Source organism: Glutamicibacter sp. NPDC087661 (assembly GCF_044743275.1).
Lineage (GTDB): Bacteria > Actinomycetota > Actinomycetes > Actinomycetales > Micrococcaceae > Glutamicibacter.
Genome location: NZ_JBIUWE010000006.1, coordinates 126,658 through 152,865 on the forward strand (window position 1 = coordinate 126,658; position 26,208 = coordinate 152,865).

The 26,208-nt window shown below is 56.5% G+C and carries 19 protein-coding genes, 2 pseudogenes and 1 riboswitch; of the genes and pseudogenes, 15 read left to right on the top strand and 6 right to left on the bottom strand.

Translation table 11 applies throughout. The features are described from left to right. Positions 1-71 precede the first annotated feature (71 nt). Positions 72-162: riboswitch (SAM riboswitch) on the bottom strand. A 228-nt stretch (positions 163-390) separates the two neighbouring features. Next, a complete protein-coding gene (locus ACIOTN_RS15780; protein ID WP_402735674.1) occupies positions 391-1,332 on the bottom strand; it encodes a LysR family transcriptional regulator in 942 nt (313 codons plus the stop codon). Positions 1,333-1,454: 122 nt separating this feature from the next. Here ACIOTN_RS15780 and ACIOTN_RS15785 point away from each other — a divergent pair, with 122 nt between their 5' ends. From ACIOTN_RS15785 to ACIOTN_RS15795, 3 genes are read left to right on the top strand one after another with little or no spacing between them, the layout of a single operon-like run. Then, positions 1,455-2,447, top strand: coding sequence for a DUF1852 domain-containing protein (locus tag ACIOTN_RS15785; protein ID WP_402735735.1), 993 nt, complete (start codon positions 1,455-1,457; stop codon positions 2,445-2,447). A 19-nt stretch (positions 2,448-2,466) separates the two neighbouring features. Further along, complete coding sequence (locus tag ACIOTN_RS15790; protein ID WP_402735675.1) at positions 2,467-3,507, top strand: methionine synthase; 1,041 nt, start codon at positions 2,467-2,469, stop codon at positions 3,505-3,507. Then, positions 3,494-4,042: a flavin reductase family protein gene (locus ACIOTN_RS15795; protein WP_257745961.1), complete on the top strand. Its 549-nt coding sequence runs from the start codon at positions 3,494-3,496 to the stop codon at positions 4,040-4,042. Before ACIOTN_RS15790 ends, ACIOTN_RS15795 begins: the two co-directional genes overlap by 14 nt. Before the next feature lie 76 nt (positions 4,043-4,118). Here ACIOTN_RS15795 and ACIOTN_RS15800 read toward each other — a convergent pair whose 3' ends face one another. Continuing rightward, positions 4,119-5,285 carry a hypothetical protein gene (locus tag ACIOTN_RS15800; RefSeq protein ID WP_402735676.1) on the bottom strand — a complete coding sequence of 389 codons (1,167 nt, stop codon included), beginning with the start codon at positions 5,283-5,285 and terminating at the stop codon, positions 4,119-4,121. Between the two features lie 1,197 nt (positions 5,286-6,482). Between ACIOTN_RS15800 and ACIOTN_RS15805 the strand changes: the two genes are divergently transcribed. The 3 genes and pseudogenes from ACIOTN_RS15805 to ACIOTN_RS15815 form a co-directional block, all read left to right on the top strand. Further along, positions 6,483-7,988 carry a toll/interleukin-1 receptor domain-containing protein gene (locus tag ACIOTN_RS15805; RefSeq protein WP_402735677.1) on the top strand — a complete coding sequence of 502 codons (1,506 nt, stop codon included), beginning with the start codon at positions 6,483-6,485 and terminating at the stop codon, positions 7,986-7,988. Positions 7,989-8,230: 242 nt separating this feature from the next. Next, positions 8,231-10,636 (top strand): P-loop ATPase, Sll1717 family, encoded by a 2,406-nt coding sequence (locus ACIOTN_RS15810; protein ID WP_257745956.1) that lies wholly within the window; start codon positions 8,231-8,233, stop codon positions 10,634-10,636. A 235-nt stretch (positions 10,637-10,871) separates the two neighbouring features. After that, positions 10,872-10,964 (top strand): annotated as a pseudogene (locus ACIOTN_RS15815) (recombinase family protein); the annotation flags it as partial. Positions 10,965-11,346: 382 nt separating this feature from the next. On the opposite strand, the gene ACIOTN_RS15820 reads toward ACIOTN_RS15815, so the two are convergent. Beyond that, positions 11,347-11,577, bottom strand: coding sequence for a hypothetical protein (locus tag ACIOTN_RS15820; protein ID WP_402735678.1), 231 nt, complete (start codon positions 11,575-11,577; stop codon positions 11,347-11,349). A gap of 132 nt (positions 11,578-11,709) precedes the next feature. Between ACIOTN_RS15820 and ACIOTN_RS15825 the strand changes: the two genes are divergently transcribed. From ACIOTN_RS15825 to ACIOTN_RS15835, 3 genes are all read left to right on the top strand, one after another. Continuing rightward, positions 11,710-12,630, top strand: coding sequence for a 2-hydroxyacid dehydrogenase (locus ACIOTN_RS15825; protein ID WP_402735679.1), 921 nt, complete (start codon positions 11,710-11,712; stop codon positions 12,628-12,630). A gap of 40 nt (positions 12,631-12,670) precedes the next feature. Then, positions 12,671-14,203 (top strand): deoxyguanosinetriphosphate triphosphohydrolase family protein, encoded by a 1,533-nt coding sequence (locus tag ACIOTN_RS15830; protein ID WP_402735680.1) that lies wholly within the window; start codon positions 12,671-12,673, stop codon positions 14,201-14,203. A gap of 118 nt (positions 14,204-14,321) precedes the next feature. Beyond that, positions 14,322-15,344 carry a TIR domain-containing protein gene (locus ACIOTN_RS15835; RefSeq protein WP_402735681.1) on the top strand — a complete coding sequence of 341 codons (1,023 nt, stop codon included), beginning with the start codon at positions 14,322-14,324 and terminating at the stop codon, positions 15,342-15,344. Positions 15,345-15,511: 167 nt separating this feature from the next. Here ACIOTN_RS15835 and ACIOTN_RS15840 read toward each other — a convergent pair whose 3' ends face one another. After that, positions 15,512-17,734 carry an NADP-dependent isocitrate dehydrogenase gene (locus ACIOTN_RS15840; protein ID WP_402735682.1) on the bottom strand — a complete coding sequence of 741 codons (2,223 nt, stop codon included), beginning with the start codon at positions 17,732-17,734 and terminating at the stop codon, positions 15,512-15,514. 212 nt (positions 17,735-17,946) lie between these two features. Then, entirely contained in the window at positions 17,947-18,540 is a 594-nt protein-coding gene (locus ACIOTN_RS15845) for a TetR/AcrR family transcriptional regulator (RefSeq protein ID WP_402735683.1), read from the bottom strand. Between the two features lie 147 nt (positions 18,541-18,687). Here ACIOTN_RS15845 and ACIOTN_RS15850 point away from each other — a divergent pair, with 147 nt between their 5' ends. From ACIOTN_RS15850 to ACIOTN_RS15870, 5 genes are all read left to right on the top strand, one after another. Next, positions 18,688-20,148 (top strand): MDR family MFS transporter, encoded by a 1,461-nt coding sequence (locus ACIOTN_RS15850; protein WP_402735684.1) that lies wholly within the window; start codon positions 18,688-18,690, stop codon positions 20,146-20,148. Between the two features lie 790 nt (positions 20,149-20,938). Beyond that, a complete protein-coding gene (locus ACIOTN_RS15855; protein WP_402735685.1) occupies positions 20,939-22,078 on the top strand; it encodes a hypothetical protein in 1,140 nt (379 codons plus the stop codon). A 13-nt stretch (positions 22,079-22,091) separates the two neighbouring features. Beyond that, positions 22,092-22,631 (top strand): hypothetical protein, encoded by a 540-nt coding sequence (locus ACIOTN_RS15860; RefSeq protein ID WP_133833179.1) that lies wholly within the window; start codon positions 22,092-22,094, stop codon positions 22,629-22,631. A gap of 125 nt (positions 22,632-22,756) precedes the next feature. Beyond that, positions 22,757-23,056 carry a prevent-host-death family protein gene (locus tag ACIOTN_RS15865; RefSeq protein WP_402735686.1) on the top strand — a complete coding sequence of 100 codons (300 nt, stop codon included), beginning with the start codon at positions 22,757-22,759 and terminating at the stop codon, positions 23,054-23,056. Then, complete coding sequence (locus tag ACIOTN_RS15870) at positions 23,053-23,619, top strand: type II toxin-antitoxin system RelE/ParE family toxin (protein WP_208294216.1); 567 nt, start codon at positions 23,053-23,055, stop codon at positions 23,617-23,619. The genes ACIOTN_RS15865 and ACIOTN_RS15870 overlap by 4 nt, the downstream gene beginning before the upstream one ends. A 160-nt stretch (positions 23,620-23,779) precedes the next feature. Here ACIOTN_RS15870 and ACIOTN_RS15875 read toward each other — a convergent pair. Then, positions 23,780-23,982 (bottom strand): annotated as a pseudogene (locus ACIOTN_RS15875) (transposase); the annotation flags it as partial. Positions 23,983-24,442: 460 nt separating this feature from the next. Here ACIOTN_RS15875 and ACIOTN_RS15880 point away from each other — a divergent pair. After that, positions 24,443-26,128, top strand: coding sequence for a formate--tetrahydrofolate ligase (locus tag ACIOTN_RS15880; RefSeq protein ID WP_402735687.1), 1,686 nt, complete (start codon positions 24,443-24,445; stop codon positions 26,126-26,128). Positions 26,129-26,208: the final 80 nt, after the last annotated feature.

The following is a 26,208-nucleotide window of genomic DNA, read 5'->3' on the forward strand; positions in this document are numbered from 1 at the left end:
TTGTCTGCGAGGGAGTGCACCGATTGGCATCGTGCGGCGGCACGAAGCTACGCAAAAACGCGTTCGGAACTGCTCCATCGTTCCTGGCGGTAGCACCTTTCGGTTTCCCGATGGTTGCTGCGGCGTCTTCGAGCCAGATCTCTCGGCCGCTCTTGATGGGTTGTTCTTCCATGGTTGGCTATCCGCCGCAAACGGTGCAAGCGATATCCGGCGCCCGGCTTCATACAAGGCCGCTACGCTTCATATGTCGTCGCCTTGTCATGACGACGCGGTGGTTGGCACCACTTTGTGACGCGCAGAATTGAGAAAAACCGCATGGTTTAGCGGTTTCTCCTGAATTTTGTGACGATGCGCCGGTGCTCCATGACCGGCGGTTACGCTGCTGGCGGCTCAGCCGAGCACTTCTACCCCGAAGCTGGCGACCACCGTTCGCACTTCTTGCAGGTAGCGCTGGGCCTGGTCGGTGAGCGGGATGGCGGCGTGGTCAATCCAGCCGATCTCGATGCGCTCCTCGATGGCCAGCGGGATGGCCACGATGGAGGGATCCAGCTCGTCGCTGATGATGCCGGTGGAGATCGTGTACCCGCCCAAGCCGATCATGAGGTTGAAGATGGTGGCGCGGTCGGAGACCTGGATTTCGCGTTGGCTGGAGCGCGTGGAGAGCACCTCCTCGGCGAAGTAGAAGGAATTATTCGCGCCCTGGTCGAAGGTCAGCCGGGGCAGGTCTTCGAGGTCTTCGAGCGTGACCTGGTCCCGGGTGGCCAGCGGGTTGCTGCGCGAGATGAAGATGTGCGGATCGGCCAGGAACAGCGGGTGGAAGACCAGCCGGGATTCGCGCAGCAGCTTGTCGATGACCTTCCGGTTGAAGTCGTTGCGGTAGAGGATCCCGATGTCGCTGCGTAGCGTGCGCACGTCCTCGATGATTTCTTCGGTGCGGGTCTCGCGCAGCGAAAACTGGTACTCCTCGGCCCCGCTGGCCTGGACCATCCGGACAAAGGCATCCACCGCAAAGGAGTAGTGCTGGGTCGAGACGCCCAGCAGCCGCCGCGCGGCGGGGCGCCCGAGGTAGCGGTGCTCAAGAAGCTCCACCTGCTCGAGCACCTGCCGGGCGTAGCCGAGGAATTCTGCGCCTTCGGCGGTGAGCGTCACTCCCCTGGCCGAGCGCATCAGCAAGGTGCGCCCGACCCGTGATTCAAGCTCCTTCATCGCCGCCGACATGCTGGGCTGTGCGACGTAAATCAGGTCGGCTGCGGCGGAGATGGATCCCTCGGAGGCCACCGCCACGAAATAGCGCAGCTGCTGCAGTGTCAAGCCATTTGTTCCCTGAACCATAGATCGAGTCTATATGAATCCATAGTTATATCGAGTTACCTGATATCAAGAATCACCCTGCATGATTGACGCAACGACTTCCCCTCGGCCTGCCCAGGCCTCCCAAATACAGATTGGCCATCATGGCAGACGCATTAAATTTCAGCATTAGCACCACAAGATTCGACGAGAATTATTCCCCTTCGACAAATTCGCGCACCACGACAAACTTCGCTAATTTGGCACGCGGAGAGCGCCGTGAAGAGAACCTGCGCAATGCCCTGACGATGATCAACCGCCGGTTCAATTCCTTGGCTCACTGGGATAATCCCCAAGGCGACCGCTATTCTCTTGAATTGGAAATCATTTCCGCAAATGTTCATTTTTCTGCCGATAATACCGATCAGGAATTTCCACTTTTAGAAGTGCTTGAAACCACGATCGTGGATAAACTCATGGGTACTCGGTCCCATGGCATGGTCGGCAATAATTTTTCTTCTTATGTCCGCGATTACGACTTCAGCGTGGTGCTTCCAGCTTCGTGTAATGACAGCGGAGCCCCGGTGCTTCCGGAGGATTTTGGCGATCTCCATGGGCAGCTCTTCCAGCATTTCTTGAACTCACAGGCGTACCGTGAGCGTTTTGCCCAGTTGCCGGTGGTCTGCATCAGCGTCTCGACTTCCAAGACCTACTTCCGCACCGGCAACAGCCATCCAGTGCTCGGCTTGGAATACCAGCAAGATGAAAATTCATTGACCGACGCGTACTTCGGAAAAATGGGCTTGAGCGTGCGATACTTCATGCCGCCGGGTGCTGTCGCACCGCTGGCCTTCTACTTCCGTGGCGACCTGCTCAACGACTACACGAACCTGCAGCTGATCAGCCTGATCAGCACCATGGAGACGTTTCAGAAGATCTACCGTCCGGAAATCTACAACGCCAATTCGGCGGCTCCAGCTGTGTACCACCCGAGCCTTGGCGCCGAGGATTTCTCCCCCACCCGCGTCTTCTATGACCGCGAAGAGCGAACCCAACTGGGCAAGATCCAAGGCAAGTTCACCGAAGAGCATTTCATCACCCCGAATCGCCAACTGCTCGATCAGTGGTCCGCTTCCTGCCCGTCACCAGTCGCCTAAGATCCAGAAAGATTCCCCCATGACTTCTCCGCTTATCCCCACGTCAATTGTTGGCAGCCTGCCCAAGCCCTCATGGCTCGCCGAGCCTGAAAAACTTTGGTCCCCTTGGAAGCTTGAGGGCGCGCAATTGCGCGAAGGCCAGCAGGACGCCATGCGCGCAGCGGTCCTCGAGCAGGCCCAGCGCGGCATCGACATCATTTCCGACGGCGAGCAGTCCCGCCAGCACTTCGTCACCACGTTCATCGAGCACCTGAGCGGTGTCGACTTCGAGAAGCGCGAGACCGTGCGCATCCGTAACCGCTATGACGCCAGTGTCCCCACCGTCGTCGGTGCCGTTGAACGTGAAAATCCCGTCTTTGTCCAGGACGCAAAGTTCCTGCGTTCCTGCACCGACAAGCAGATCAAGTGGACCCTGCCAGGCCCGATGACCATGGTTGATACCTTGTACGATGCGCACTACCGTAGCCGGGAGAAGCTGGCGTGGGAATTCGCGACCATCCTGAACCAGGAAGCCCGCGAGCTCGAGGCCGCTGGAGTGGACATCATCCAATTCGATGAGCCTGCCTTCAACGTCTTTTTTGATGAGGTGGCCGACTGGGGCATCGCTGCCCTGGAGCGTGCCTGCGCGGGGCTCAAAGCCGAGACCGTAGTCCACATCTGCTTTGGCTACGGCATCAAGGCGAACAATGATTGGAAAGCTACTCTCGGCGCACAGTGGCGCCACTACGAGAAGTCCTTCCCGCTGTTGCAGGCTTCCTCCGTCGATACCGTTTCGCTGGAATCCCACCACTCGAATGTCCCGCTGGAGGTCGTCGAAATGGTGCGCGGCAAGCGAGTGATGCTTGGAGCCATCGACGTGGCCAATGACGCTGTGGAAACTCCCGAGGAAGTGGCGCAGACCCTGCGCAAAGCTCTCGAATATGTCGATGCGGACAAGCTGATTGCCAGCACCAACTGCGGCATGGCCCCGTTCCGCCGCGATGTGGCCCTGGCCAAGCTCAGTGCGCTCAGCGCAGGGGCTGGCATCCTGCGCGAGGAGCTTGTTGGTGCCCGCGTCTGAAGTGACAGAATCGGCGACACCATCGTTGCCCGCGGATGACTTCAAAGCGATCTTCCGCGGGCACCCCGGTGGCGTCAGCCTGATAACCGCCGATGCCGGCGACGGACCGGTTGCTCTCACGGCAACGTCCGTGGCCTCGATCAGCGTTGATCCGCCATTGCTCGTCTTCTCGATTTCTGCGCTGTCCTCGGCGGCCAAAGTGCTGACCCGCGCAACATCTCTTATAGTTCACAGCTTGGATGCGCATGACATCGAGGTTGCTAAATTGGGGGCAACCAGTGGGATCGACCGCTTCGCACAGAAGCAAACGTGGTCAAGGCTGAGCACCGGGGAACCGGTATTTGATGGCGTCCGGGCCTGGGTACGTTGCGCGGTCATCGAACGGGTTCAGGCAGGAACATCCACAGTTTTTGTCGCGCGCGCCCTTGAGTCGCACATTGAACGAGATAGCGAACCCGGCCAGCCCGGCAACGGACTGGTTTACCACAACCGCGCCTGGCACCGCCTGGATGAAAACTCGCAGTTAACCAGTTGAGGCTGTTCGGCCGCTGTCCCCTGGGACAGCGGCCGAACAGCCTCAGATTGCACTAGCGGTCTTTCGCCGCAGCGCGTTAGTGCTTGGCGGACTTCCTGCTTCCGCGGGCCACAACTGCCGCACCCGCAAGGGCCATGAGAAGTCCTAGCCCTGCAGCTGAAAAGCCGTCAAAACCGGTGTTCGCCAACGCCGGCGCGGTGGAACCGGCAGCCTTCGTGAGGGCCTGTTTCTCGGAAGCAGGCTCCTTGCTAACCTCACCTGCCGGCTTGATTTCGGCGCTAGCCGTTGGAGACTGGCTTTCGTATGGGGTTGCTTCCTCCTCAGTTTCTGGACCTCCCGAACCACCGATTTCAGTCTCCGGCTGGATGCCGAAGTACATTTCAAGGTAATACGCTCGCAGTTCTGGGTCGTTAGCAAAAACCTCTTCGAGGAATGCTTGGATCTCCGCGGCGTCTTCATCACTCTCAATGCCTTCCATCATAAAAGGCAGGATCAAGTCAATCAGCTCGAGCCCGCTGTCGGATTGGAAATATTCTTCCCACTGCGCTTCATCCCAGTCGAAACTTTCCTCAGGAATAAGCTCATTGATGGACTCCCAGAAAGCCAGCTCTTCATCAGAAAGGTCGAATTCTTCGTCCCAGGTGATATCTTCAGCAAGCAATTCATCAAGAAGCCGGTTCATCTCCCGCCCGGCTTCAGTTTGCTCGAAAGCTTCCCACTGAGCTTCGTCCCAATTCTCACTGCCTTCGGGCAGCAGCGCGTCAATTTGGGCCCAGCGAGGGTCTTCATCCTCGACTGCGACGTCCGATGACGTTTCGGTGGGCTTGGCCGACTCACTAACTTCATCAGTGAGCTCAGATGCAGCGTCAGATTCTGCCGAAGCAGCTGATTCCGTCACCATGGATTCAGATTCTGTGGCCACGTCGGACTCGCCAGTTTGAGCTTCCGAGGATTCAGTTGCCGGGTCGATGGCCGGTTCTGATGTCTCGGCCACGACAGGCTCTTCCTTATCCAACATCGCCTCTGCCTCAGTTGGAAGGATGTGTTCCTCTGGTTCAACGACGTCCGCTACAGGAGACTGAGACGCAATTGGTTCCGTCTGCGCTTCCGCTGACGTTGACAATTCCATTGGGGTAGAGACAGCCCCATCCGAAATCACTTCTGCATTTGCTGCCGGGCCACTAAGCACCAATCCCGTGATCAGTGCCGTCGATATCGCCGTCGCGCTTAATTTAGTTTTCAATTATCCTACTTTAAAGAGTGCGAATCGGCGCAAGAACCTCACAACGGAATAAATTAGCAATTATTGCTAAAGCCGCTCTTTCTCGTGCCCACTAATTGATGATTAGGGTAAATCTAGCTCATTACCCGAAGATTCACAAAGAAATTTTTTCACATAAAACGCGTTTCCTACGAGCCTAGTCAGGAAAGGAATATTCGAGATTACGCTCGCCTCCTTCTATTGACTAGCGACCCACTCGCAAGATCACGATCGCCGACTAAGAAGCTGTTGGAATCTGAGCATCAATAGAATCCTTTTCGCGGTGGGAGATCGGCTTAGCCCGTAGTTCTGGCTCTGTCAACCGGAATGACATTTCAACCTTCCACAGGTCGTGATAAGAACTTTTTGCCAGGACTTTGTTATCATTTTGGAAACTGGAAGGCGCGGCGTTGGCCGAGGGACTTTCAAAAAGCCATGCATGCAACAATACTGAAGCAGACCCGCCAGCAATTCGTCACCACCTTAATCGGGTCTTATGCGCACGCCAATAACGGTCGTTTGTGACACATCAATCCGTGCGCTTCAGCGAAAACCTCCAGCAGTTGAAAACTCAACAGATTTTTGAGGGCACTTCTTCGCAAAACTCAGTGCCATAAACTATGTGGAGAAAGCACTTCCATTTCACGAGTATTGATACATTTTTCCGAATTGGCCTCATTGTGAGTCTTTGGTCCTTGATGAAGTAGTCATGCGATCGAGCAAGCAAGATGCGAACGTTTCCGCGGCGGACCTTAACACCATGTTAAAAGTCATGCGAACCGCCCCGTCGCGACTCTGGGCCGCAGTCAGTAAACGCAACCCGCGATGCGGGCTACACGGACCAACCTGCTCATCGCAATATCGATGCGTGGCCGACTATGGCAAGGAATACGGCACCGGTGAAGTCCTGGCAGAGAAGATGAGTCCGGCCTAACAGCGCACGTTTATTCAACGAGGTGATGGCAATATTCCGCAGTGTTTGGGAGCTGGGATTGGGTGAAGCAGTAGCAGTAATGGGTGAAACCGTGCCAAAGACGCCTCGCTGGTTCGGCTAGTCCGGCTAGGTGTTCCGGGCATCCAGAAATAGCGGATACCACGTCGCCGGAATAGCGGTAACCTATTCCCTCTTCGGCACGAAAACGTTCATCTTGTGTCGTAGAGGTCGTTTAGGATCTCTTTATGACAAATAACGAGGGACAACACGTTTTCATTTCATACGTCCGTGAAGACAAAGAGTGTGTTGATCGGCTATGTGAAATGCTGAAGGCCGCACAGATACCTTTCTGGCGTGACCTAAAAAACCTTGAACCTGGGGACGATTGGAAAATCAAGATCAAGGAAGCCATTCGCAATAACTCATTGGTTTTCCTTGCGTGCTTTTCTGACAACTCGCGAAACCGTCCAAGAAACAACATGAACGAAGAACTTCATTTGGCAGTCGAAGAGTTCAGAAGGATGCCTCCGGGAGAAACTTGGATAATCCCCATCCGCTTTGATGACGGCAGCGTCCCAGATTGGGGAATTGGTGCTAATCGATCACTGAACGATATAAACCGAGTAGACCTTTTCGGAGATTCCTATCCTGAGCAAGCGGTTGCGCTAACCAACAAGATTAATAGGCTCATGGGCGCGAACGAAAATGCAGCTACTACTCTGGCGTTTGTGGAGGAATCTCGGTCCCAAGAGCGTCCTGAACTACTGCGCCGACTGACTAAAGAGATGATCGTTAATCCGGCAAAGCAGATTGAGTTAGATGATTTGATCGCTGGGGAAGTACGAAGTGCGCTTGAGACTCTGAATGATGATCCTCGTTATGGCTCGCAGGTGCGTTCCGGAACGAACGAAGATCAGATTAGGAATTTCGTTCAGTTAGCAAGCGAAACTTGGGAAGCAGTACGCCCATTTTGCTATTCCCTAGCCATAGCTGCTCGATGGGGAACCGCAGATTCTCTATCTCCGTGGACGGCAGGTATCAAAAACATTGTCTCGGCTGCGAGCAAGCACCATGACGGCTACGAATCCATAAACAACGTTCGACATATAGCAGCGGTAGCTGTAATCGCCGTCGCAGCGCTGGCCAGCACGGCATATTCCAGGTGGGACAATTTTAAGACTCTTTTGGCCGGTCCTCGCGTTCCGGAAAACTATCACGTTGGAAGCACTATAGGAGTACTTGATGCAACTGGATACTGGAAACCATTTGATACCAGCGCTTCCTTGCCATCAATTTTTTCACGGGCTGAGACCTCTGGCGATGATCCAGTTGAGCTATTCAATCAGTACAACAACAGGCAGCTAGGAAAATTACACACACCAATACCCGACTGGCTGCACTCAGTTATGAAGCCTATCTTCGAGTGGACAGAAGAAGAACATACTCAGAACTATCATCTCTCGGAGCTCATGTTGGGTGTAGTCGGCCAAGATGTATCTACTCAAGATGCCCTAAATCAGGGTCATAACGCCCAATATGCTCGTTCCAACTGGTTTGGCCGCTCCACCTGGGCTCTGCGCCATGCATCGCAATCACCAGTAGATCAATTGAGATCGAAATTAGAACGCGAAGGTGCCTCAGGAGCTCTTCTACAAGCAGGACTTTTCGGAGGAGATCTGCCTAGAGCTTTATCCGCAATTGATAAGTACAACGAAGACTACAGAGAATACGCGAGAAGGATAAGCTGGTAATTTTGGGACGGCCAGCACCCTTAGGTGCTGGCCCCTCACATGTCCGCGGCTAGTTGACGTTTTCTCGTAGCTGCGCAACAACTAATGCTCGCCGAGGTCGAGGGAGTTGATGTGAAATTCAGCGCGTTCGCCTAGTGGACTGAGAAAACAGATCCTCATCTTCATCCAAACCAGCGGAAGGAATTGCAGCGACCCGCAGAGGGGTGCCATTTAAGACCATAGACTCGTGTGATCTTTGAAGCATGAGCCAAGATGGAATATTTTTTGCCTATGGAGGCAACTCTCCGCTACGAGCAGAAACGCTCCGCGAAGCTATATCTACTTTACAAGCGCGAGGTATCAATGCGACAGGGTGGGAGACTCTGCCGATTGAAGGCCAGCTACTTATAAGTACGATTTGCGAGGCTATCCAAAGCGCCTCGGCCGTCATGGCGGATATCAGCACAATGAACAGTAACGTCCTATTCGAAGCAGGTTACGCGTTAAGTAATAACAAGGTACTGTGGCTGCTTCTAGACGAGACGGACACAGAGGCCGTCAGAAAGTGGAACGATCTTAATCTTCTATCAACTTTCGGTCGTCTAGGTTACCAGGGGAATCCCGAAAGAATAATTTCAAGGATAACTAGCGAACGCCCAGAACTATCAGAACCGAAACTATTCGATCCATTGCTAGCCGGCGCCAAGGCCCGGGAACCGAATGCGATATTCGCTCCAGCATTACCCATAAAAACAACAGCCTCGACAGCGCTAAGCAAGATGCTCGAGCGAAATAGCGCGATCACAGTTTTAGGATCAAGTGACGATCTAGGATTAGCGCCATTACAATTCTATGTTCGAGAGATCTACAGATCATCTGCTGCAATTTTCCATCTTTTGCCCCCCACGAGGATACGTTCTGAGGAGCATAACGCCAGGGCTAGCTTCCTCGCCGGTCTAGCATACGGATTAGAGCTACCTCTTCTCCTAGTTGCTGAAAACGGTTTCACCGCACCGTTGGACTACAAAGACATCCTGTTTACCTATTCCACGTCGGCTGCGCTTCAAGACCATGTTCAAAGTTGGTTAGCAAACCTCCCAAAACCGAGCGGATCAAACAAGCGTTTAGGCCGTCTCGCTTTGGACATTGAACTACCTATCAGTTCCTTCGGGCAATATGTAGCCGAATATGAACTGGAGAATCTGAATGATTATTTCATTGAGACAAGTGAATTTCGAGCTATTCTCGAGGGAAGAGCCAAAATTTTCATCGGTCGTAAGGGAACCGGCAAATCAGCAACAATGAGCCAAGCTAATGCAGAGCTGGCAAAAGACAGACGAAACCTTGTAGTTCCAATTAAACCATCGTCTTACGAACTGAAGGGTTTAATCGAGTTCTTGCAAGACGTAGATGCGTCCACGACATCCGATTACCTCCTAACCAACCTTTGGTCATTTCTAATTTACACAGAGATTGCAATTCATGCCATCAAAGCAGGTGAAAGTAAACCAGCGGGAATCGCAGAAGGCACGCCGCTAAGGGCCCTCGAACTAGAACTGGAAAATCTCCACGTTGACACAGGGGGCACGCTGACCGATCGCTTAGAAGGCATAATAGAAGATCTCCTTGAAGCCAAAATCAGCGATAAAAATAAGGAAGGATACGATCCTAAAAAAATTATCGCCGATGGGCTCAGGATTCACGCACTAAAGAATCTCAAAATTAAACTGCGGTCATCTCTTCACGAACTCAACCGGGTAGCAGTTCTAATTGATAATTTAGATAAAGCATGGGAAAACGAAACCGACTATAAGCTGATGTCGAAGTTTCTTCTCAGCTTGTTAACAACAAGCGGAAAAATTGAAAAGGAATTATACAACGACGGGCGTGCCGAATCTATAAATCTAACCTTGAGCGTGTTCCTCAGGGCCGATATATTCGATGTGATGTCCTCCCATGCCCGTGAACCAGATAAAATCGGACAGCTATCTGTCCACTGGGATGATCAAGAATTATTGGCTCGCGTATTAGAAGAAAGATACGGTGCAAAAAGCCTAAGGACTAAACACAAGACTGAGGGTTCCCACTTATGGTCTGACGTTTTTACACCAGAGGTCAACGGAACGCCTACACGAGATTATTTACTCTGGCGCACCCTCCCGAGACCTCGCGATTTAATATATTTGGCCAACTCCGCACTAACGACCGCCATCAACAGGAAGCATCACGTAATTCAACAAGCGGATGTCATATTTGCTGAATCCGAGTATTCAAAATTTGCCATTGAAGCATTAATTGTTGAAAGCGAAGCTGAAGATTTTGATCTTGAAGAGATACTGTATGAATTCGCAGGATTCGATTCAACCCTGACCGAAGATGAATTAGCGGAAGTTTTATCTGGTACGGCTGATGCAAATAAAGTGAAATTCTGGTTGATTAAAACGTCATTTCTAGGAGTTGAGATCGCTGAAGGTGACTTCATACACGTAGAAGGAGATGCGTCAGCTAGACGTAAAATCAAGTTAGCCGAGAGGCTTTCAAAAAGATTGGAACGCCAGGTTAGGTACCGAATACATCCAGCTTTCAGAAATTATCTGGATGTTCGAGACGACGATCTGCATGACGACGAGATCCGAGACTTAACACTTGAGTCTGAAGAGAGTATCTAGCTAGCCGTTGAGCAGTCTATTGGTAGCGTTCTCTCAGGTTGACTGATCTTACGTTAAGAATCTCTTGTAGAGACGTCTTACAACCTATAGGTTGTAAGACGTCTCACCGGGCTCCACCCCCGCCACGTAAAATCTGCGGAATCTCAATGGTTCAAAATTCTCGCAACTATGTGTCGCAACCATTGGCGTACTATGATGCCTACAACATTAGTTGCGAGACACTTTTGGTGTACCAATGACGAAGCTGATCGGCTATGCCCGCGTATCCACCAAAGCCCAAGATGCCGATCGGCAAGTCCAAGACCTCCTCTGCACTGGCGTCCGCCGCGCTATCACATTCTGCACCAGCTCATGATTGCCAAGACTGATAAGACCAGGTCGGCAAGACTGGAGAAATTCGTTCGGCAGCTATCCGAAACATCAGACTGAAGAGAACAAGCCAGATTCTCCTTAGTCCTTTTCTGCAGCCAAAAGCGCGAAATGGCTATTCACGACAAAACAGACGTAAGAAACTCATCACAGCTACTTCGGCATTCAAAGATCAAGGTCTACCTTTCAGGCAACCTACGATCTGCTGCCCAGGCCAGAAGGCATCTGCCGATCCGGTTGGCCCAACGTCGTAAGCCAGCAGCCTCTTCAAAGATTCGCCAGCCTGTCACATGCCTCTGACGTGAACACCCTCAGAGGCGGTAGCATGCTGCGGGCAGTAATTAATCGATTGCAGCGACACTATCTTCTCTGCCGTTTCGCAGTACTGCGGACGCCTCCCGCTTCCTATTCAATGCCTCGGTGATCATGCCGCCACTGACCTGTACCGCGCCGGCAATTGCCAACAGCGCGCCGACCATCGGGTCGAAGAATAGCGCGGCGAGGCCAAGGACGAACACGGTCCAGCCAAGCCCCATCAGTATGGTTGTTCCGACGATCCCTCTGTGAGTCATGGGTTCAGCCTACTAGTTATTTGATCTGCATTCTGGAATAACTAATGTGGAGTAACGAGTCGGTCAGCAGATTCTTCATCCCTGCCGGCCAACAGACACAATGGTCATAGCAACCGAAAGGACACTCTTCGCATGGCATTACGTGTATTGCTCCCCTGGCAGGATCTCGTCGACCGGCTGCAGCTTCCGGGAATCGAACCGATCCTCTGGCACATCAATGATGACCCCAATGACGCCCCGCCGGCCGACGTGCTGGTCACCGAACGTCCGAGCAATCCTGAGCTGCGTTCAAGGGTCTCCCGCATCAAGGGGCTGAAGCATGTCCACCTGCTGTCCATCGGATACGAGTGGGTTCTAGAGCACCTTCCTGAACAAGTGTCATTGACCAACTCCAAGGGCGCCGTGGAAGATGCCACCGCCGAACACTGCCTCGCCCTGGTTCTGGCGTCCCTGCGCCAGCTGTCGCAAGTTGGCCAGCAGCAGCGCGAGCGGCAGTGGACCCGGACGTGGACCGGCTCGCTGCACGGGTCAAAGTTGGTGCTTCTCGGTGCCGGTGGAGTCGGCAGCGAAATCCGTTCGCGGCTGCTGCCATTCAAACCTGCAGAACTATCGTCTTTTGCCCGCACTGGACGAGTCCACGAGCAGGGCTACCCCATCTATTCTCTCGATAGGCTATGGGCTTTTCTTCCCACCGCCGACGTGGTGATTGTTGCCCTGCCGCATACCCGGGAAACCGAGCAGCTCATTGACGCTCAGTTCCTCTCTTCAATGAAGGACGGCTCGCTGCTGGTCAACGTGGGACGCGGGCCCATCGTCGACACCGACGCCCTATTGCCGGAGCTGCAAGCCGGCAGGCTGCACGCCGCCTTGGATGTCACCGACCCCGAGCCGTTGCCGGCAGACCATCCACTGTGGACCGCCCCGAATTGCATCATCACTCCGCACATGGCCGGAGACACTGGACAGTTCATCTCGCTGGTCTCAGAACTGGCCGTCGACCAGGTCATCGCCCTCGCGCACGGTGAAGAACTCGCCAACCGAATCATCAATTGACACGGCGCAAAGCCGTTGATCCCCTAGGCTGGTTTCTACCATGGAATACAGGGCCAAGACACATCAAAGCGGCGGGCGGGATCGCTCCATTGCTGAGCCAAGCCTGAACGATGAGGACGAGTTCCGCATCGATATCGAGCGCATCCGCTTCTCCCCCTATTTCTCCCGGCTGTCCTCGGTCACCCAGGTGATCCCGCAGGCCGGCTCCGGCACCCTGGTGCACAACCGGCTGACCCATTCGCTGAAGGTCTCAGCGGTGGCCCGCTCCATCGCCATCCGGCTGCGTAAGGCTGATGAATCAACTAGAAGACTCGTCGACCACTTGGGTGGCTGCGACCCGGTAGTCGTGCAGGCCGCTGCAGCGGCTCACGACCTGGGACACCCGCCCTTCGGCCACCTCGGAGAGCTGGAGCTGGACCGCGTGGCCCGGGGAATACTGAACCTTCCCGACGGCTTCGAGGGTAACGCCCAGACTTTCAGGATCCTTACCGCACTGGACAGCTGCGATGCCACCGCCCGCGGCATGAACCTCACCCGTGCGGTGCGCGCCGCCGTCCTGAAGTACCCGTGGACGCGCAATGAATGGCGCGCCCTGGCCCCGCTGGCCCCTGAGATGCTGCCGCGCGGCGTGGGGACCGACCCGGCGGCAGGGGCCTTGAAATATTCGGCCTATGATGTCGACGCCCATGAGATGGCCGATGTGCTCTCGGTGTTCCCCAACATCGGCCAGCACCAGCAGACCCTTGAGAGCTCGGTCATGGACATCGCCGATGACATTGCCTATGCCGTGCATGATCTGGATGACTTCTACCGCGCCGGGGTGCTGCAGTACACCAGCGTTTCGGCGGAGTTGCGCGCCTGGCTGGAGCATTCGTCGAGCCTGGGACGGCTGAAGCAGGCAGAGCTCGATGCCCGGCGCCCGGGACATGCCTTGGAGCAGACCTGGCGGCGGGCGCTGGCCAAAGATCCATGGATCGCCAATGCGCAGGCATTCCGGGAATCCGTGGAACGGGTGGGCCATGACCTGGTCGACGGGCTACTGGCTGTTCCCTATGACGGAGGGCTGGAAGCGGATCGCGCGGTCACCGCGTTCACCCGCCGTTGGATCGAACGGCTTCAGACATCGGTGACTGTCGAGCAGACCCCCACTGTGCGCAGCGGCCACGTCCGGTTGGGCGATGAGGCTTGGCATGACGTGATCGTGCTGAAATTCGTCCACTCGCGCTTTGTGCTCGAGCGCCCGGATTTGGCCGTGTACCAGCGCGGGCAGACCCGGATCATCCGCTCGCTGGCCGAAGGGTTCCACGGCTGGCTCAATGATCCCGATGATGCCGGTCGCGCCCCGCGTCGCCTGCTCGATTCGGTGGAAGCCGCCACCGAGGAGTACCGGCACCTGCGCGAGCTGTCCCCCGAGCTATTCCGCCAAGCCGGACCAGACGAGGTGCAGCGCCTGGGCCAGTCACGGGCCATCGTGGACTACATCGCCTCATTCACCGATGCGCAGGCCGTCTCGCTCAACGCCTTGCTGACCGGCACCGCCGACAACCTCTGGGAAGCAGGTCGCGGACTTTGAGGTGCTTCTCTTCATATAGTCAATGCAGTAGTCCATAATTCCACCGCAGCCACTTAGCCTGAGGATGTCACGGCCCTCGACATTCCCTAACCACAGCCAGCTGCCCTAAGCCGGCTCCTTGGACCAGATCGAGAAGCTCGCCCTCAAACAACGAAATGGGGTTGATGGCACGATGCGTCCGTGGGTCAACTTGCTGGCCTATGCCAAAGCGGTAGTCCGAAAGACACACAGACAATTTGCTGGAAGCTATCTTGTAACGGGACTTTGGATCTCTGACCGATATGATCAATGCATGCCCCCAAAGTTGAGAATGAGCGAGGCAGCATTGGCCGAGAAGATCGGCGAAGCCATCGCTACCCAAAAAGTCCTCCAAAATATGTCTCGGGATTCAGAATCGGAACGGTCGGCTCTGCGCCAGGCGATTACAACTTGGGATGAACGAAATACGTTGCTGCTTGAGCACGCGTTCACTCCCGTTGGGTTCGCGAAAAGCAGCCCGCACACGGACTATGTGTCAGCCATGGGACTAAAAAATCCCTTTCCATCGCTCAGCGATGGCGACAAACCAATTGAAGATCTGCTGACAGATTCTCGGACCAAAGTCGACCGCCTCCGACGGCTCCTTGCCAATCTTGACCTGTACGAGAAGGACGATCAAGATAGTGGCGCTAAAGCAACAAAGGAGGCGACAAGTTTGAATACCGTATTCATCGTGCATGGCCACGACCATGACGCTATAAATCAGGTCCATCTCCTCATACGCCAGACTTCGGATCTGAATGTCATCGTTTTAGGTGATCAGGCCAGCCGAGGACAGACGGTAATCGAAAAGCTGGAGCGTCATCTTGGTGACAGGTCATCCTTCGCGGTCGTTCTCATGACGGGAGATGATCTAGGAAGATCCAGATCCAACACAGACGAAAAGCCACGCGCACGCCAGAACGTCATCTTCGAGCTCGGCTATGCCTTAGCCGCGCTAGGCCGTGGGAATGTTACTGCCCTATACGAGCCGGGAGTTGAAATGCCGTCCGACTTTGCCGGTGTCGTCTACATACCATTTGATGAAAACGGCATGTGGAAACAGTCACTCATTAGGGAGTTTCGGGGAGCTGGCCTAAACGTAGATGCCAACAGGCTTTAGGTCGTGGATCTCCAGCGTCAGGGCGCCGCAGAGCAGCGTGGTGCCCAAGACCAGCCTCTTAAAGTTGAGCCAGCATGACGTATCCGGTATGGCTGGCTTCAAACAATGGTTAACCAGTAATGGCACCGCCCCAATGGGGCGGTGCCTGCCTGCTCAACTCGGAAGAACTACTTGGTCAGCAGTTCCAGAGCCTTGTTCAGGGTTGCGCTTGGGCGCATCACAGCTGAAGTCTTGGCTTCGTCTGGACGGTAGTAGCCAGCGATGTCCACGGCCTTGCCCTGGACCTCGGCGAGCTCGGAAACAATGGTTTCCTCGTTCTCATCCAGTGCCTTGGCGACTGCGGCGAACGCCTCAGCCAGCTGGGCGTCCTTGTCCTGCTTGGCCAATTCTTCTGCCCAGAACTTGGCTAGGTAGAAGTGGCTGCCGCGGTTGTCCAACTCGCCAACCTTGCGCTTAGGCGACTTGTCTTCCAGCAGGAAGGTGCCGGTTGCTGCATCCAAGGTGTCGGCCAGAACCTGGGCCCGGGCGTTGTCGTTGTTCACTGCCAGGTGCTCGAAAGAAGCACCCAGGGCCATGAACTCGCCCAGCGAATCCCAGCGCAGGTGGTTTTCGTTCACCAGCTGCTGCACGTGCTTCGGAGCCGAACCGCCGGCGCCGGTCTCGAACAGGCCGCCGCCAGCCAGCAGCGGAACGATCGAGAGCATCTTGGCCGAAGTGCCCAGTTCCAGGATCGGGAACAGGTCGGTCAGGTAGTCGCGCAGCACGTTGCCGGTCACCGAGATGGTGTCCTCGCCCTTGCGGATGCGGTCGATCGAGTACTGGGTCGCCTCGACCGGGGAGAGGATCTCGATGGTCAGGCCCTCGGTGTCGTGCTCCTTGAGGTACTCGTTGACCTTGGCGATCAGCACTGCGTCATGGGCGCGGTTCTCATCGAGCCAGAAGACAGCCGGGGTCTGGGAGGCGCGGGCGCGGTTCACTGCCAGCTTCACCCAGTCGCGGATGGCTACATCCTTGGTCTGGCAGGCGCGCCAGATGTCGCCAGCGAAGACCTGGTGCTCGATGAGCACTGCATCGTTCTCGTCGACGATCTGCACGTGGCCATTGCCAGCGATTTCGAAGGTCTTGTCGTGCGAGCCGTATTCCTCGGCCTTCTGCGCCATCAGGCCGACGTTCGGCACGGTGCCCATGGTGGTCGGGTCGAACGCGCCGTTGGCACGGCAGTCGTCGATGGCCACCTGGTAGATGCCTGCGTAGGAGGAATCCGGGAGCACAGCCAGGGTGTCTGCGGTGTCGCCCTTGGCATCCCACATCTTGCCGCCCAGGCGGATCATTGCCGGCATGGAAGCATCAACGATGACATCCGATGGGACGTGCAGGTTGGTGATGCCCTTGTCGGAATCGACCATGGCAACTGCCGGGCCTTCTTCCAGGCCCTTGGCGATCAGCTTCTCGACGCCGGCGCGAACCTCGTCGGAGAGTTCGTCCAGGCCGCCGAGGATGGCAGCCAGGCCGTTGTTCGGGTTCAGGCCGGCTGCTGCCAGCTCGTCGCCGTAGGTTTCAAACAGCTCGGAGAAGTAGGCCTTCACCACGTGGCCGAAAATGATCGGGTCGGAGACCTTCATCATGGTGGCCTTCAGGTGAGCCGAGAACAGCACGCCCTCTTCCTTGGCGCGGGCCACGGAGTTCTTCAGGAACTCGGACAGGGCCGCGGCGTGCATGACGGTGCCGTCGATGACTTCGCCGGCCAGCACGTCGAAAGGCTTCTTCAGGACCTTGACTTCGCCGTCTTCGCCGACGAAGCGGATCGAGATCTTCTTGTCCGCGTCGATGACTACGGACTTCTCGTTGGCCGCGAAGTCGTCAACGCCCATGGTGGCCACGTTGGTCTTCGAATCAGCGGCCCACTCGCCCATGGAGTGCGGGTACTTGCGGGCGTAGTTCTTCACGCTCAGTGGTGCACGGCGGTCCGAGTTGCCCTCGCGCAGGACCGGGTTCACAGCCGAACCCTTGATCTTGTCGTAGCGCGCGCGGACGTCGGTCTCTTCATCCGAGGTCGGGTTATCCGGGTAGTCAGGCAGCGCGTAGCCGGCAGCCTGCAGCTCGGCGATGGCAGCCTTCAGCTGCGGGATCGAAGCCGAGATGTTCGGCAGCTTGATGATGTTTGCATCCGGGGTCTTGGCCAGGTCGCCAAGTTCTGCCAGAGCATCACCGATGCGCTGCTCTTCGGTGACATAATCCGGGAAGGTAGCGATGATGCGACCAGCCAGCGAGATGTCGCGGGTCTCCAGTTCCACACCGGCGGTCGAGGCGAAGGCCTCCACGATTGGCAGGAACGAGTGGGTCGCCAGCATAGGCGCTTCGTCGGTGTGGGTGTAAATAATCTTTGCCATAGGTGTGGCGTCTCCCTGAACGTCGTGCGGAAGCGGTGTTACCGCCCTGAACTCAACGTTCCAAATCTACCTGATTTTGCTCTGCACCACACTTTGCGGCAGCGGGAAATACGCGCGGCAACGCCGTTTCTTCACCGAAATGCCGGGCTGGACAGCCTGCAAGCAGTTCGTCACATTTAAGTTAATCAGCGATAACTCAACAGAGTTATTCGCTATTCGGCTCTTCCGCCGGCCAGCGCTTCGAGATTCGCCATGGCCTCATCGAAGAGTTCGACGGGACCTGCAGGCTCCCCGGCGCGTTCCGCCTGGCCGAAGCTCTGCCAGGCCACGCGCCAGAGGGCGGCCAAGGCTTCGCCAATCATCAAGGCGGGCATGGCCGGCACCAGCCCGCGGCGGCGCAGCTCCTGCGAGGTGGCAGCGCAGAAGGCTTGATCTTGCCGGGTGATGGCCAATAGCAGCTTCGGCTCCGTGGCTATCAACCGGGAAATGCGGCGGTATTCATTGCCGCGGATCTCGGCAACAAGGATCCGGCGGCATTCGTTGGCCAGCAGCCGGAAAATCTGCGCGCTCGTGGATCCGTCTGCGATGGGGCATTCGGTCACGGCCTGGATCAATTCATGCTGCGCCGGCACCATGGCCGCTTCCCTGGATTCGCAGTAGCGGAAGAAGGTCCGCTCAGAGATGCCGGCCCGGGCAGCGATCTGCCCCACGGTCACCGATTCCAGACCATGGAGTTCCACCAGGTCCAGGGTTGCCGCCCGGATGGACTGGATCGTTGCCTCTTTGCGTTCCTCGCGAATCCCCATGGCGCTCTCCGATGCTCCGGACTGCCTGTGCTGCGCAGGCGTCGTCCACCAAAATTGTTTCCTGTCACAGTCTGACAGATTCGCTTACGAAAAAGTGGCAGAGTGTGACAGTATTTAGCGGTTGACACTCCACAGGAAGAAGACTTCGTGACTACAAATCCCCCTAGAACCAGCGCCAAGCCAAGCGCGGCGCCCGCCGGGCAACTCTCCGCCAAAACCCTGACAGGCATCATCGCCTCGCTGGCCCTGGCCGCTTTCATGATGATCCTGAACGAAACCGTGCTCACGGTGGCGCTGCCCGGCATCATGCAGGACATGGGCATTTCGGCGTCCACCGGCCAGTGGCTCACCACCGGATTCCTGCTGACCCTGTCGGTCGTCATCCCCACCACCGGTTTCCTGCTGCAGCGCTTCGCGCACCGGTCGCTGTTCTTCTTCGCCATCATCAGCTTCATCCTCGGCACCGTCATCGCGGTGCTGGCGCCGAGCTTCGGCTTCTTGCTGCTGGCACGCGTTATCCAGGCCGTCGGCACGGCCATCGTCCTGCCCTTGCTGATGACCACCACCTTGACGCTGGTGCCCGTCCACCAGCGCGGCACCATCATGGGCCTGAACTCGATCGTCATCGGCGTCGGCCCGGCTATCGGGCCTACCGCTTCGGGAGCCATCGTGCACGCATTGGGCTGGCACTACATCTTCATCCTGATGCTGCCAATCGCCGTGGCGGTCCTGGTACTGGGCGCCATCTTCTTCAAGATCCCTTCCAGTGCACGCAAGATCAAGGTGGATTCCGCTTCGGTCCTGCTATCCGCCTTGGCCTTCGGGTTCCTGGTGTACGGCATTTCCAGCATCGAGCATGCCGCGGATAACGCCACGATGATGATCGCCAGCTTCGCCATCGGCCTGGTGGCCCTGGCACTGTTCATCATCCGCCAGGTCAAGCTGGCCGCCAGCGGCCGCGAACTGCTGAACCTGACCCCGTTTGCCTCGCGCAGCTTCAGCTTCGCGATCGCGATGATCATGATTGCCTTCGGCACCCTGCTCGGTTCGCTGATGATTGTGCCGATCCTGCTGGAATCCGGGCAGGGCGTCGACTCGCTGCAGATCGGCATCATGCTGCTTCCCGGCGGACTGGCACAGGCCATCGCCTCGCCGATTTTCGGGCGGATCTACGACAAGCGCGGTCCGCGCCCGGTCCTGATCCCCGGCGCCGTGTTCCTGGCCGCCGGGCAGTGGATGTACGCCACCGTCACCGCGCAGACCGAATTGTGGATGTTCATGCTCTGCCACATCATCTTCTCCATCGGCTTGGCGCTGCTGATGACCGGTCTGATGTCCTCGGCGATGGCTTCGGTGGATCCGCGCCTGTTCGGCCACGGTTCGGCAATCTTCAATACCGCGCAGCAGCTGGGCGGTGCCATCGGCACCACGGTCTTCGTGACCGTGATGTCGCTGCTGTCAAAGGTCCAGCTGGACGCCGGGTCCGAGCTGGCCGAGGCCTTGTTCTCTGGCGCGCATATCTCGTTCATCGTCGGCGCCGCGCTGGCCACGATCGGCATCGTCTTCGCATTCCTGGTCAAGGGCGAAAAGCCTAACGCCAATCACTAACGCACTACCCCCGGCGCAGCACGCCAGGAAGGTCTGAAATCGCGCGGGCGCTGGTATCCAGAAGAGTGGCAGGCAGCACGGATAAGACTGCGATCAGCCCGAGCGGAGGAATTCCTCCGCTCGGGCTTCACTTGTCCTTGGAGGCACCTCGGACTGCAGGCCGCTTCCTTGCCCGTTGGGTTCTGGGCAGTTGCATGGCTACGACGACGTCATAAGTTCCCCAAACGCAAGGCTGGCCAGGAAACCGCCTGGTCCGCGATTCATGTTGGGAAGCACACAGTTGCCTAGGCGCTTCTACTGGGCACCGGAAAGGGAACCCGATACCACATACGTCATAATCTGCTACCGACACTCGACGGCCACATTCTTTGCACACCTGGGTGCATACTGCCACGGACGCCGCCCGATTCCGCGCCGTTCATTAGCGAGCAGCGGCAGGTCATTGATCGTTTTCCAACTCATTTATCCCAATAGCAGCTGAATTCTCACTCAACTGTCGGATCTGCCGAGACCAACTTTCCAGCGAACAGCCCTATTTCCCGGTAGGCAAGTGCACCCTTTAAGCGAAAGCTCTCTCCTTCTCACAAAAAACCCCACTGCATCGGGTTTAAACCATTACTATTTATTATAGCGACTCATACTGGGCTGAGTAGGGACTTTCGGACAATCCCGTGTCCGTAGTGCTGCCTTGGATGCATTTGCATCTGACTTGAATGCAAAGTCGCTGGATATTCCTAGGCATGCCACAACCATGCACCCGGTATTCACCTGGCGCATAGGAAAGAAGAAAATGAATAGCACTTTGTTCCGCCGGACTCGTTCTCGGCTCCTATCGGCGATAGCCATCGCCTGCGCAGTCTCTGTAACTGCATCGTCAGCCAGCCTCGCGGACCCCTCCGAGCCGAGCCAAGTAACGACACAAGAGCTCCTGTCGGATGCTTTAGCGGCAGCGGGAGAAACTGAAGCCAATTTAGTTGAACCGACGCTGAACTCTGAAGTTCTGGAGTTCGGCACCGGCGAGGGCGCGGTATTCGTCCAAGCAACTGAAGAAGGTAAATCGCTTGTAATTGGCGCAGAGAATGTGGAACGGGAGTTCAGCTTCGGACTACCCATTGAGAGTGCGCCAAGTGATGTGCAAATGCTCGACGATGGCACTGCTGTATTCAGCGATGATGAAATAGATCTTGCACTGCAGACTCATGACGATGGAGCTATACGTGCACAGACAATTATTCACGATGCCGATGCGCCTCATGAGTTCCGGTATGAACTGGGGCTACCGGAAGGGTCATTCGCTGAGATTGCCCAAGATGGCGGAGTAGACGTCTTTCAATCTTTCCCCGATGAAAACGAATCCGTCCTGACCAGTCGATTTGAACCTGCATGGGCAGTTGATGCAAGTGGCGAAACAGTCAGAACTTGGTATGAGCTTCACGATGGTGACTTGGTCCAAAAAGTAGACATTGGGGAAGACCATGAATACCCAGTCGTAGCTGATCCGTTTTGGATCCCAGCAATTATTATCGCTATCAGGGTTACCAGCATCGTAATCAAGGTAGGCTCCAAAACCGTCAAGTACGCTAAGGCTCCCGCTTCACGAGTTGTCAACGCGTTGTCTTCCTTCAAGACCCTTTCTTACAGAACGGGTTCACATACGTTCAAACTGGATAAGAGCGGAATGAAGCATATTCTTCAGCGGCATCATCCAAAATATTGGGATGGTTCTTCTAAGAGTAGCCAAACATTTTTCAATCCGAAGATGTCAATCAGCGATGTACGAAATCTGGTTCATGGCGCCATGAAGCAGAACCAAAGTAAACTGAAAAGCGGTGGAACCAACAAGCGAATACAGCTCGAAGGAACCTATAACAACGTGAAGTACAAGATGGTCATTGACAGAGGCCGAGTTGTCCAATTCTACCCGCGATAAGAATCAAGGTGAGATGAAAGAACAAGCCGTACATAGCGAACCATACATTCTGGTTCCGCACACGGTCACGGATATCGAGGATTTCGTCGCTAATCCCGAAAACTACTTGGTAAGCATGTTTCAGGAACCCGAACGGGCTGCCGAGATGTGGCGGAATCGACTCAAAGAAAATCCCTACGGCAGTGAAGGTTTTCTTTCTCTGTCTTACTACGGGATCGATTTGATCTCGGGTGACCTGTGGGATGAAGTTACAGGAATCTGGTTTGAGCTCCTTGAGCTGGTAGAAGAGTTCATGGAGAAAGGGTCAGCTGAAAGGCTGTTTCCTGGCCAGCCAGTGCCCCTTCGACTGGAAGTGAAAGGACGATCTACACTTTTCACTGTTAATCGCCAAACAAACATTGTTGATCCCGACGACTTTATTCCGGGAATCCTGGATGAAGCTTACCGCTACTACTCATGGGTCGAAGAAAACATTGGAACCGACGAAAGCCAAGCCCTCCAGTCTGTGAATTCGTTGCGTCATCAGTTCCTTGAACGGAAGCATTCAAGCTAACGGATCCTCCGCTCTCTCAAGCTGGGTCGCTACCAAGGGTGGCGACCCAGCTTTTGCTTTAACGAGGCACGGAAGGCAAACTAGAAAATCTAGGTAGAAATCTATATAGTTTTCATATGACTACTTTGAGCATCACCGAAGCATCACGCGCGGGGCTCTCTGCGCTTGTCGCCGCCGCCGAAGAGGGCCGGGATACCCCTTTGTCGCGCCATGGCAAGGTCGTGGCCGAAGTCGTTTCCGCCAAGGAAATCGCTCAGCTGCGTCATGACCGGGACACTCTTCGCGATGCTGCGCTGGTGATGGCACGCTTTGCCACTGATAGCGGCGTGCGCACGACGCTCGACCAAGCGATGGAATTCTTCAATTTGAACCGCGCAGAACTTGAGGGGGAAAATGTCGAAGAAGCCCAGTCTGATAATTCGTGAATCAGCCTCAAGACCGCCTGTGCATCGTCCGGCTAACTGAAGACGCAGTATCTGACCTACATCGTCTTCACAAAAAGGATCCGCAGATCGTGCGATCCGTTTTCAAGAAGATGCTGCTGCTCGAAAAATCTCCTGAGGCTGGCGAGCCCTTGCTCGGTGCGCTAGTCGGTTTCCGCAAGTTAGTCGTTGGCGATCGCGACTGGAGAATCGTATGGCGCATTACCGAAGACGCGTCCGGCCGCCCAATTCTTGATATTTCTGAGGTCTGGGCTGTTGGAGCTCGTTCGGATGGCGAGGTTTACGATGAGCTCACCTCACGGGTCGCACGCATGGGCGATGACCCGAAGATTCAATCGCTCAAAGACGTCATTGTCCAGATGGGACGGCTCTACGAATCCGTTGAAGCTCAACCTGAACCCGCACGGGGATCTGTCTTGCCCGAGTGGATGGAAGCTGCGCTCGTAGAACAACTTCATCTGTCCACACAAGAGATTTCAGGATTGAGCGAACAGCAAGCCCAGCAAAGACTCATGCAGCATTGGTCCCGCAGCGCTGACAGCTAAACCTTCCGCCGGCACCGCCGAGCTCAGCGGCAACCGCACGGATCCGAACGTCTGAAGATTTCCGGTGATGCTCTCCCATCGGCAATGAATTATCGTTGCCCGCACTACTCGAATTCCAGGCTGCCTCGTCGCAAACCCGCACTGTTCACTATGTTGTATCAACATTCGCGGTGATGAACTTGCGCAGCGATGCCGACGAAGCATCAGGGATAATTGCCAGTCAGGCTCGGCCCCACCCATCATCTGAAATCTCAATAGCACCCGCCACCAGAGTCTTTCCGGACGCACCACGTCCTGTACGACCGGGGCGGGGGCCCCGAAAAGGCTCTCGTCTACTTCGACTCGTCCGGAGAGCAACGTGCTCTAATAGTTCATGGCAGCTCAGTCGTAAGGTTTTCAGTTGATCCTCGAATCACGTTATCGCTTCACCACTCTTCACTGCATCATTCCGCTTGGATCCGACAATCCGGAAACACTATGTCCGGGAACGTGAGCGCGGCAAACGTCCTAACCAAGCGCTCATCGTGTTGACCATCCGACGCCTATCAAGATTGCTTGCAATGACGCCTCACAGCTGGTTCTGTGCCGTTTCGGAGCTGAGAATCGCTGGCTTCAATAGAGGGGCACCTTCTCCGTGAAATGTGGAACAGGTATTGTTACCACTTCGCCAGGCCCGGCTCGGGTAGACACCGATCCATGTTCTGCCCGGTGCAGCCTTCTCGCCTCGCCTGCAAGGTGATAGCTTGAAGGCCAATCAGGGAAAACCAGAAGCCTTGGTCTTCCTCACCCCCGGGTCACCGGGCAGCCAGACAGGGGACACAACATGGCAGCATTGCCGGAAACCGATATGAGCGATCTGGCCATTGCCTCGCGGGCAGTGCTCAGGCCGATCTCCCGGATTGCCGAGGCGGCCGGAATCCCGCAGGACGCGCTGGAGCCCTACGGCAAGTACAAGGCCAAAATTGATCCTGCCCTGCTGCCGGCCAACGGAAGCCGGCCCGGAAAAGTCGTCCTGGTCAGCGGCATGTCCCCGACGCCGGCAGGGGAAGGCAAATCCACCATGGTGGTGGGCCTGGGCGACGCGCTGGCTGCCACCGGGACCAAGACCATCATCGCGCTGCGCGAGCCCTCGGTCGGCCCGAGCTTCGGGATGAAGGGCGGAGCCACCGGTGGAGGCCAATCCCAGGTGCTGCCCATGGACGAGATCAATCTGCATTTCACCGGGGATTTCCACGCCATCACCAGTGCGAACAACCTTCTCATGGCCATGCTCGACAACCACCTGCAGCAGGGCAACGAGCTGGGCATCGACCCGCGATCCATCACCTTCAAGCGGGTGCTGGACATGAACGACCGCGCATTGCGCCACGTGGTGATCGGCCTGGGCGGTACCGCCAACGGGGTGCCGCGCGAAACAGGCTTCGAAATCACCGCCGCCTCCGAGGTCATGGCTGTTTTCTGCCTGGCCACCGGGCTGGCGGACCTGCGCGCCCGGCTGGGCAGGATCACCGTCGGATACACCTACGCCAAGGCCCCGGTCACCGCCGATGACCTGGGCGCGGCGGGTGCGATGGCGCTGCTGCTCAAGGAAGCCATCAAGCCCAACCTGGTGCAGAGCATCGGGGGCACTCCCGCGCTCATCCACGGCGGGCCCTTTGCCAACATCGCCCACGGCTGCAACTCGGCCATCGCCACCAACACCGCCCGCGCACTGGCCGACGTGGTGGTGACCGAAGCCGGCTTCGGCACCGATCTGGGCGCCGAGAAATTCATGGACATCAAGGCCCGCTACGCCGGGTGCCCGCCGGACACGGTGGTCATTGTCGCCACCGTCCGCGCACTGAAGATGCATGGTTCGGTGCCCAAGGAGGAGCTGGGGGAAGAAACCGTCGAGGCCGTGCGGGCCGGGCTGCCGAACCTGGAACGCCACGCCTCGATCGTCTCGAAGTTCGGCATCCAGCCAGTGATCGCCATCAACCGCTTCACCACGGATACCGATGCCGAGCTGGAAGCGGTCACCGGCTGGGCAAAACAGCAGGGCATTGCCTGCGCCATCGCCGATGTCTGGGGCCAGGGCGGCTCCGGAGCAGGCGAGCTGGCCGCCATGGTGCTGCGGATCATCGGGGAACCGGGCAATTTTGCCCCGCTGTACGAGCTGCAGCAGCCGGTCGAAGACAAGATCCTGGCCCTGGTGCGCGGCGTCTACGGCGGCGAAGGCGTCGAGTACTCCCCCAAGGCCCGGAGGATGCTCCAGCTGATCCACGACAATGGCTGGTCGCACCTGCCGGTCTGCATCGCCAAAACCCAGTACTCCTTCTCCGATGACCCCCAGCTGCTAGGCGCCGCCAGCGGCTTCACCGTGCAGGTCCGCGAGCTGATCCCCAAGACCGGTGCCGGATTCATCGTGGCCATCACCGGGGCGCTCACCACGATGCCGGGACTTCCGCGGGTGCCAGCGGCCCTGCACATGGATGTCGACGAGCACGGCAACGCCATCGGACTGTCCTAGCGGCCAGGCAAGGCCGCGGGGATCGCCAGCGTGCCGGGATTCCACGGCGGGCGAACATGGTAATTCCCTGATCGCACCGC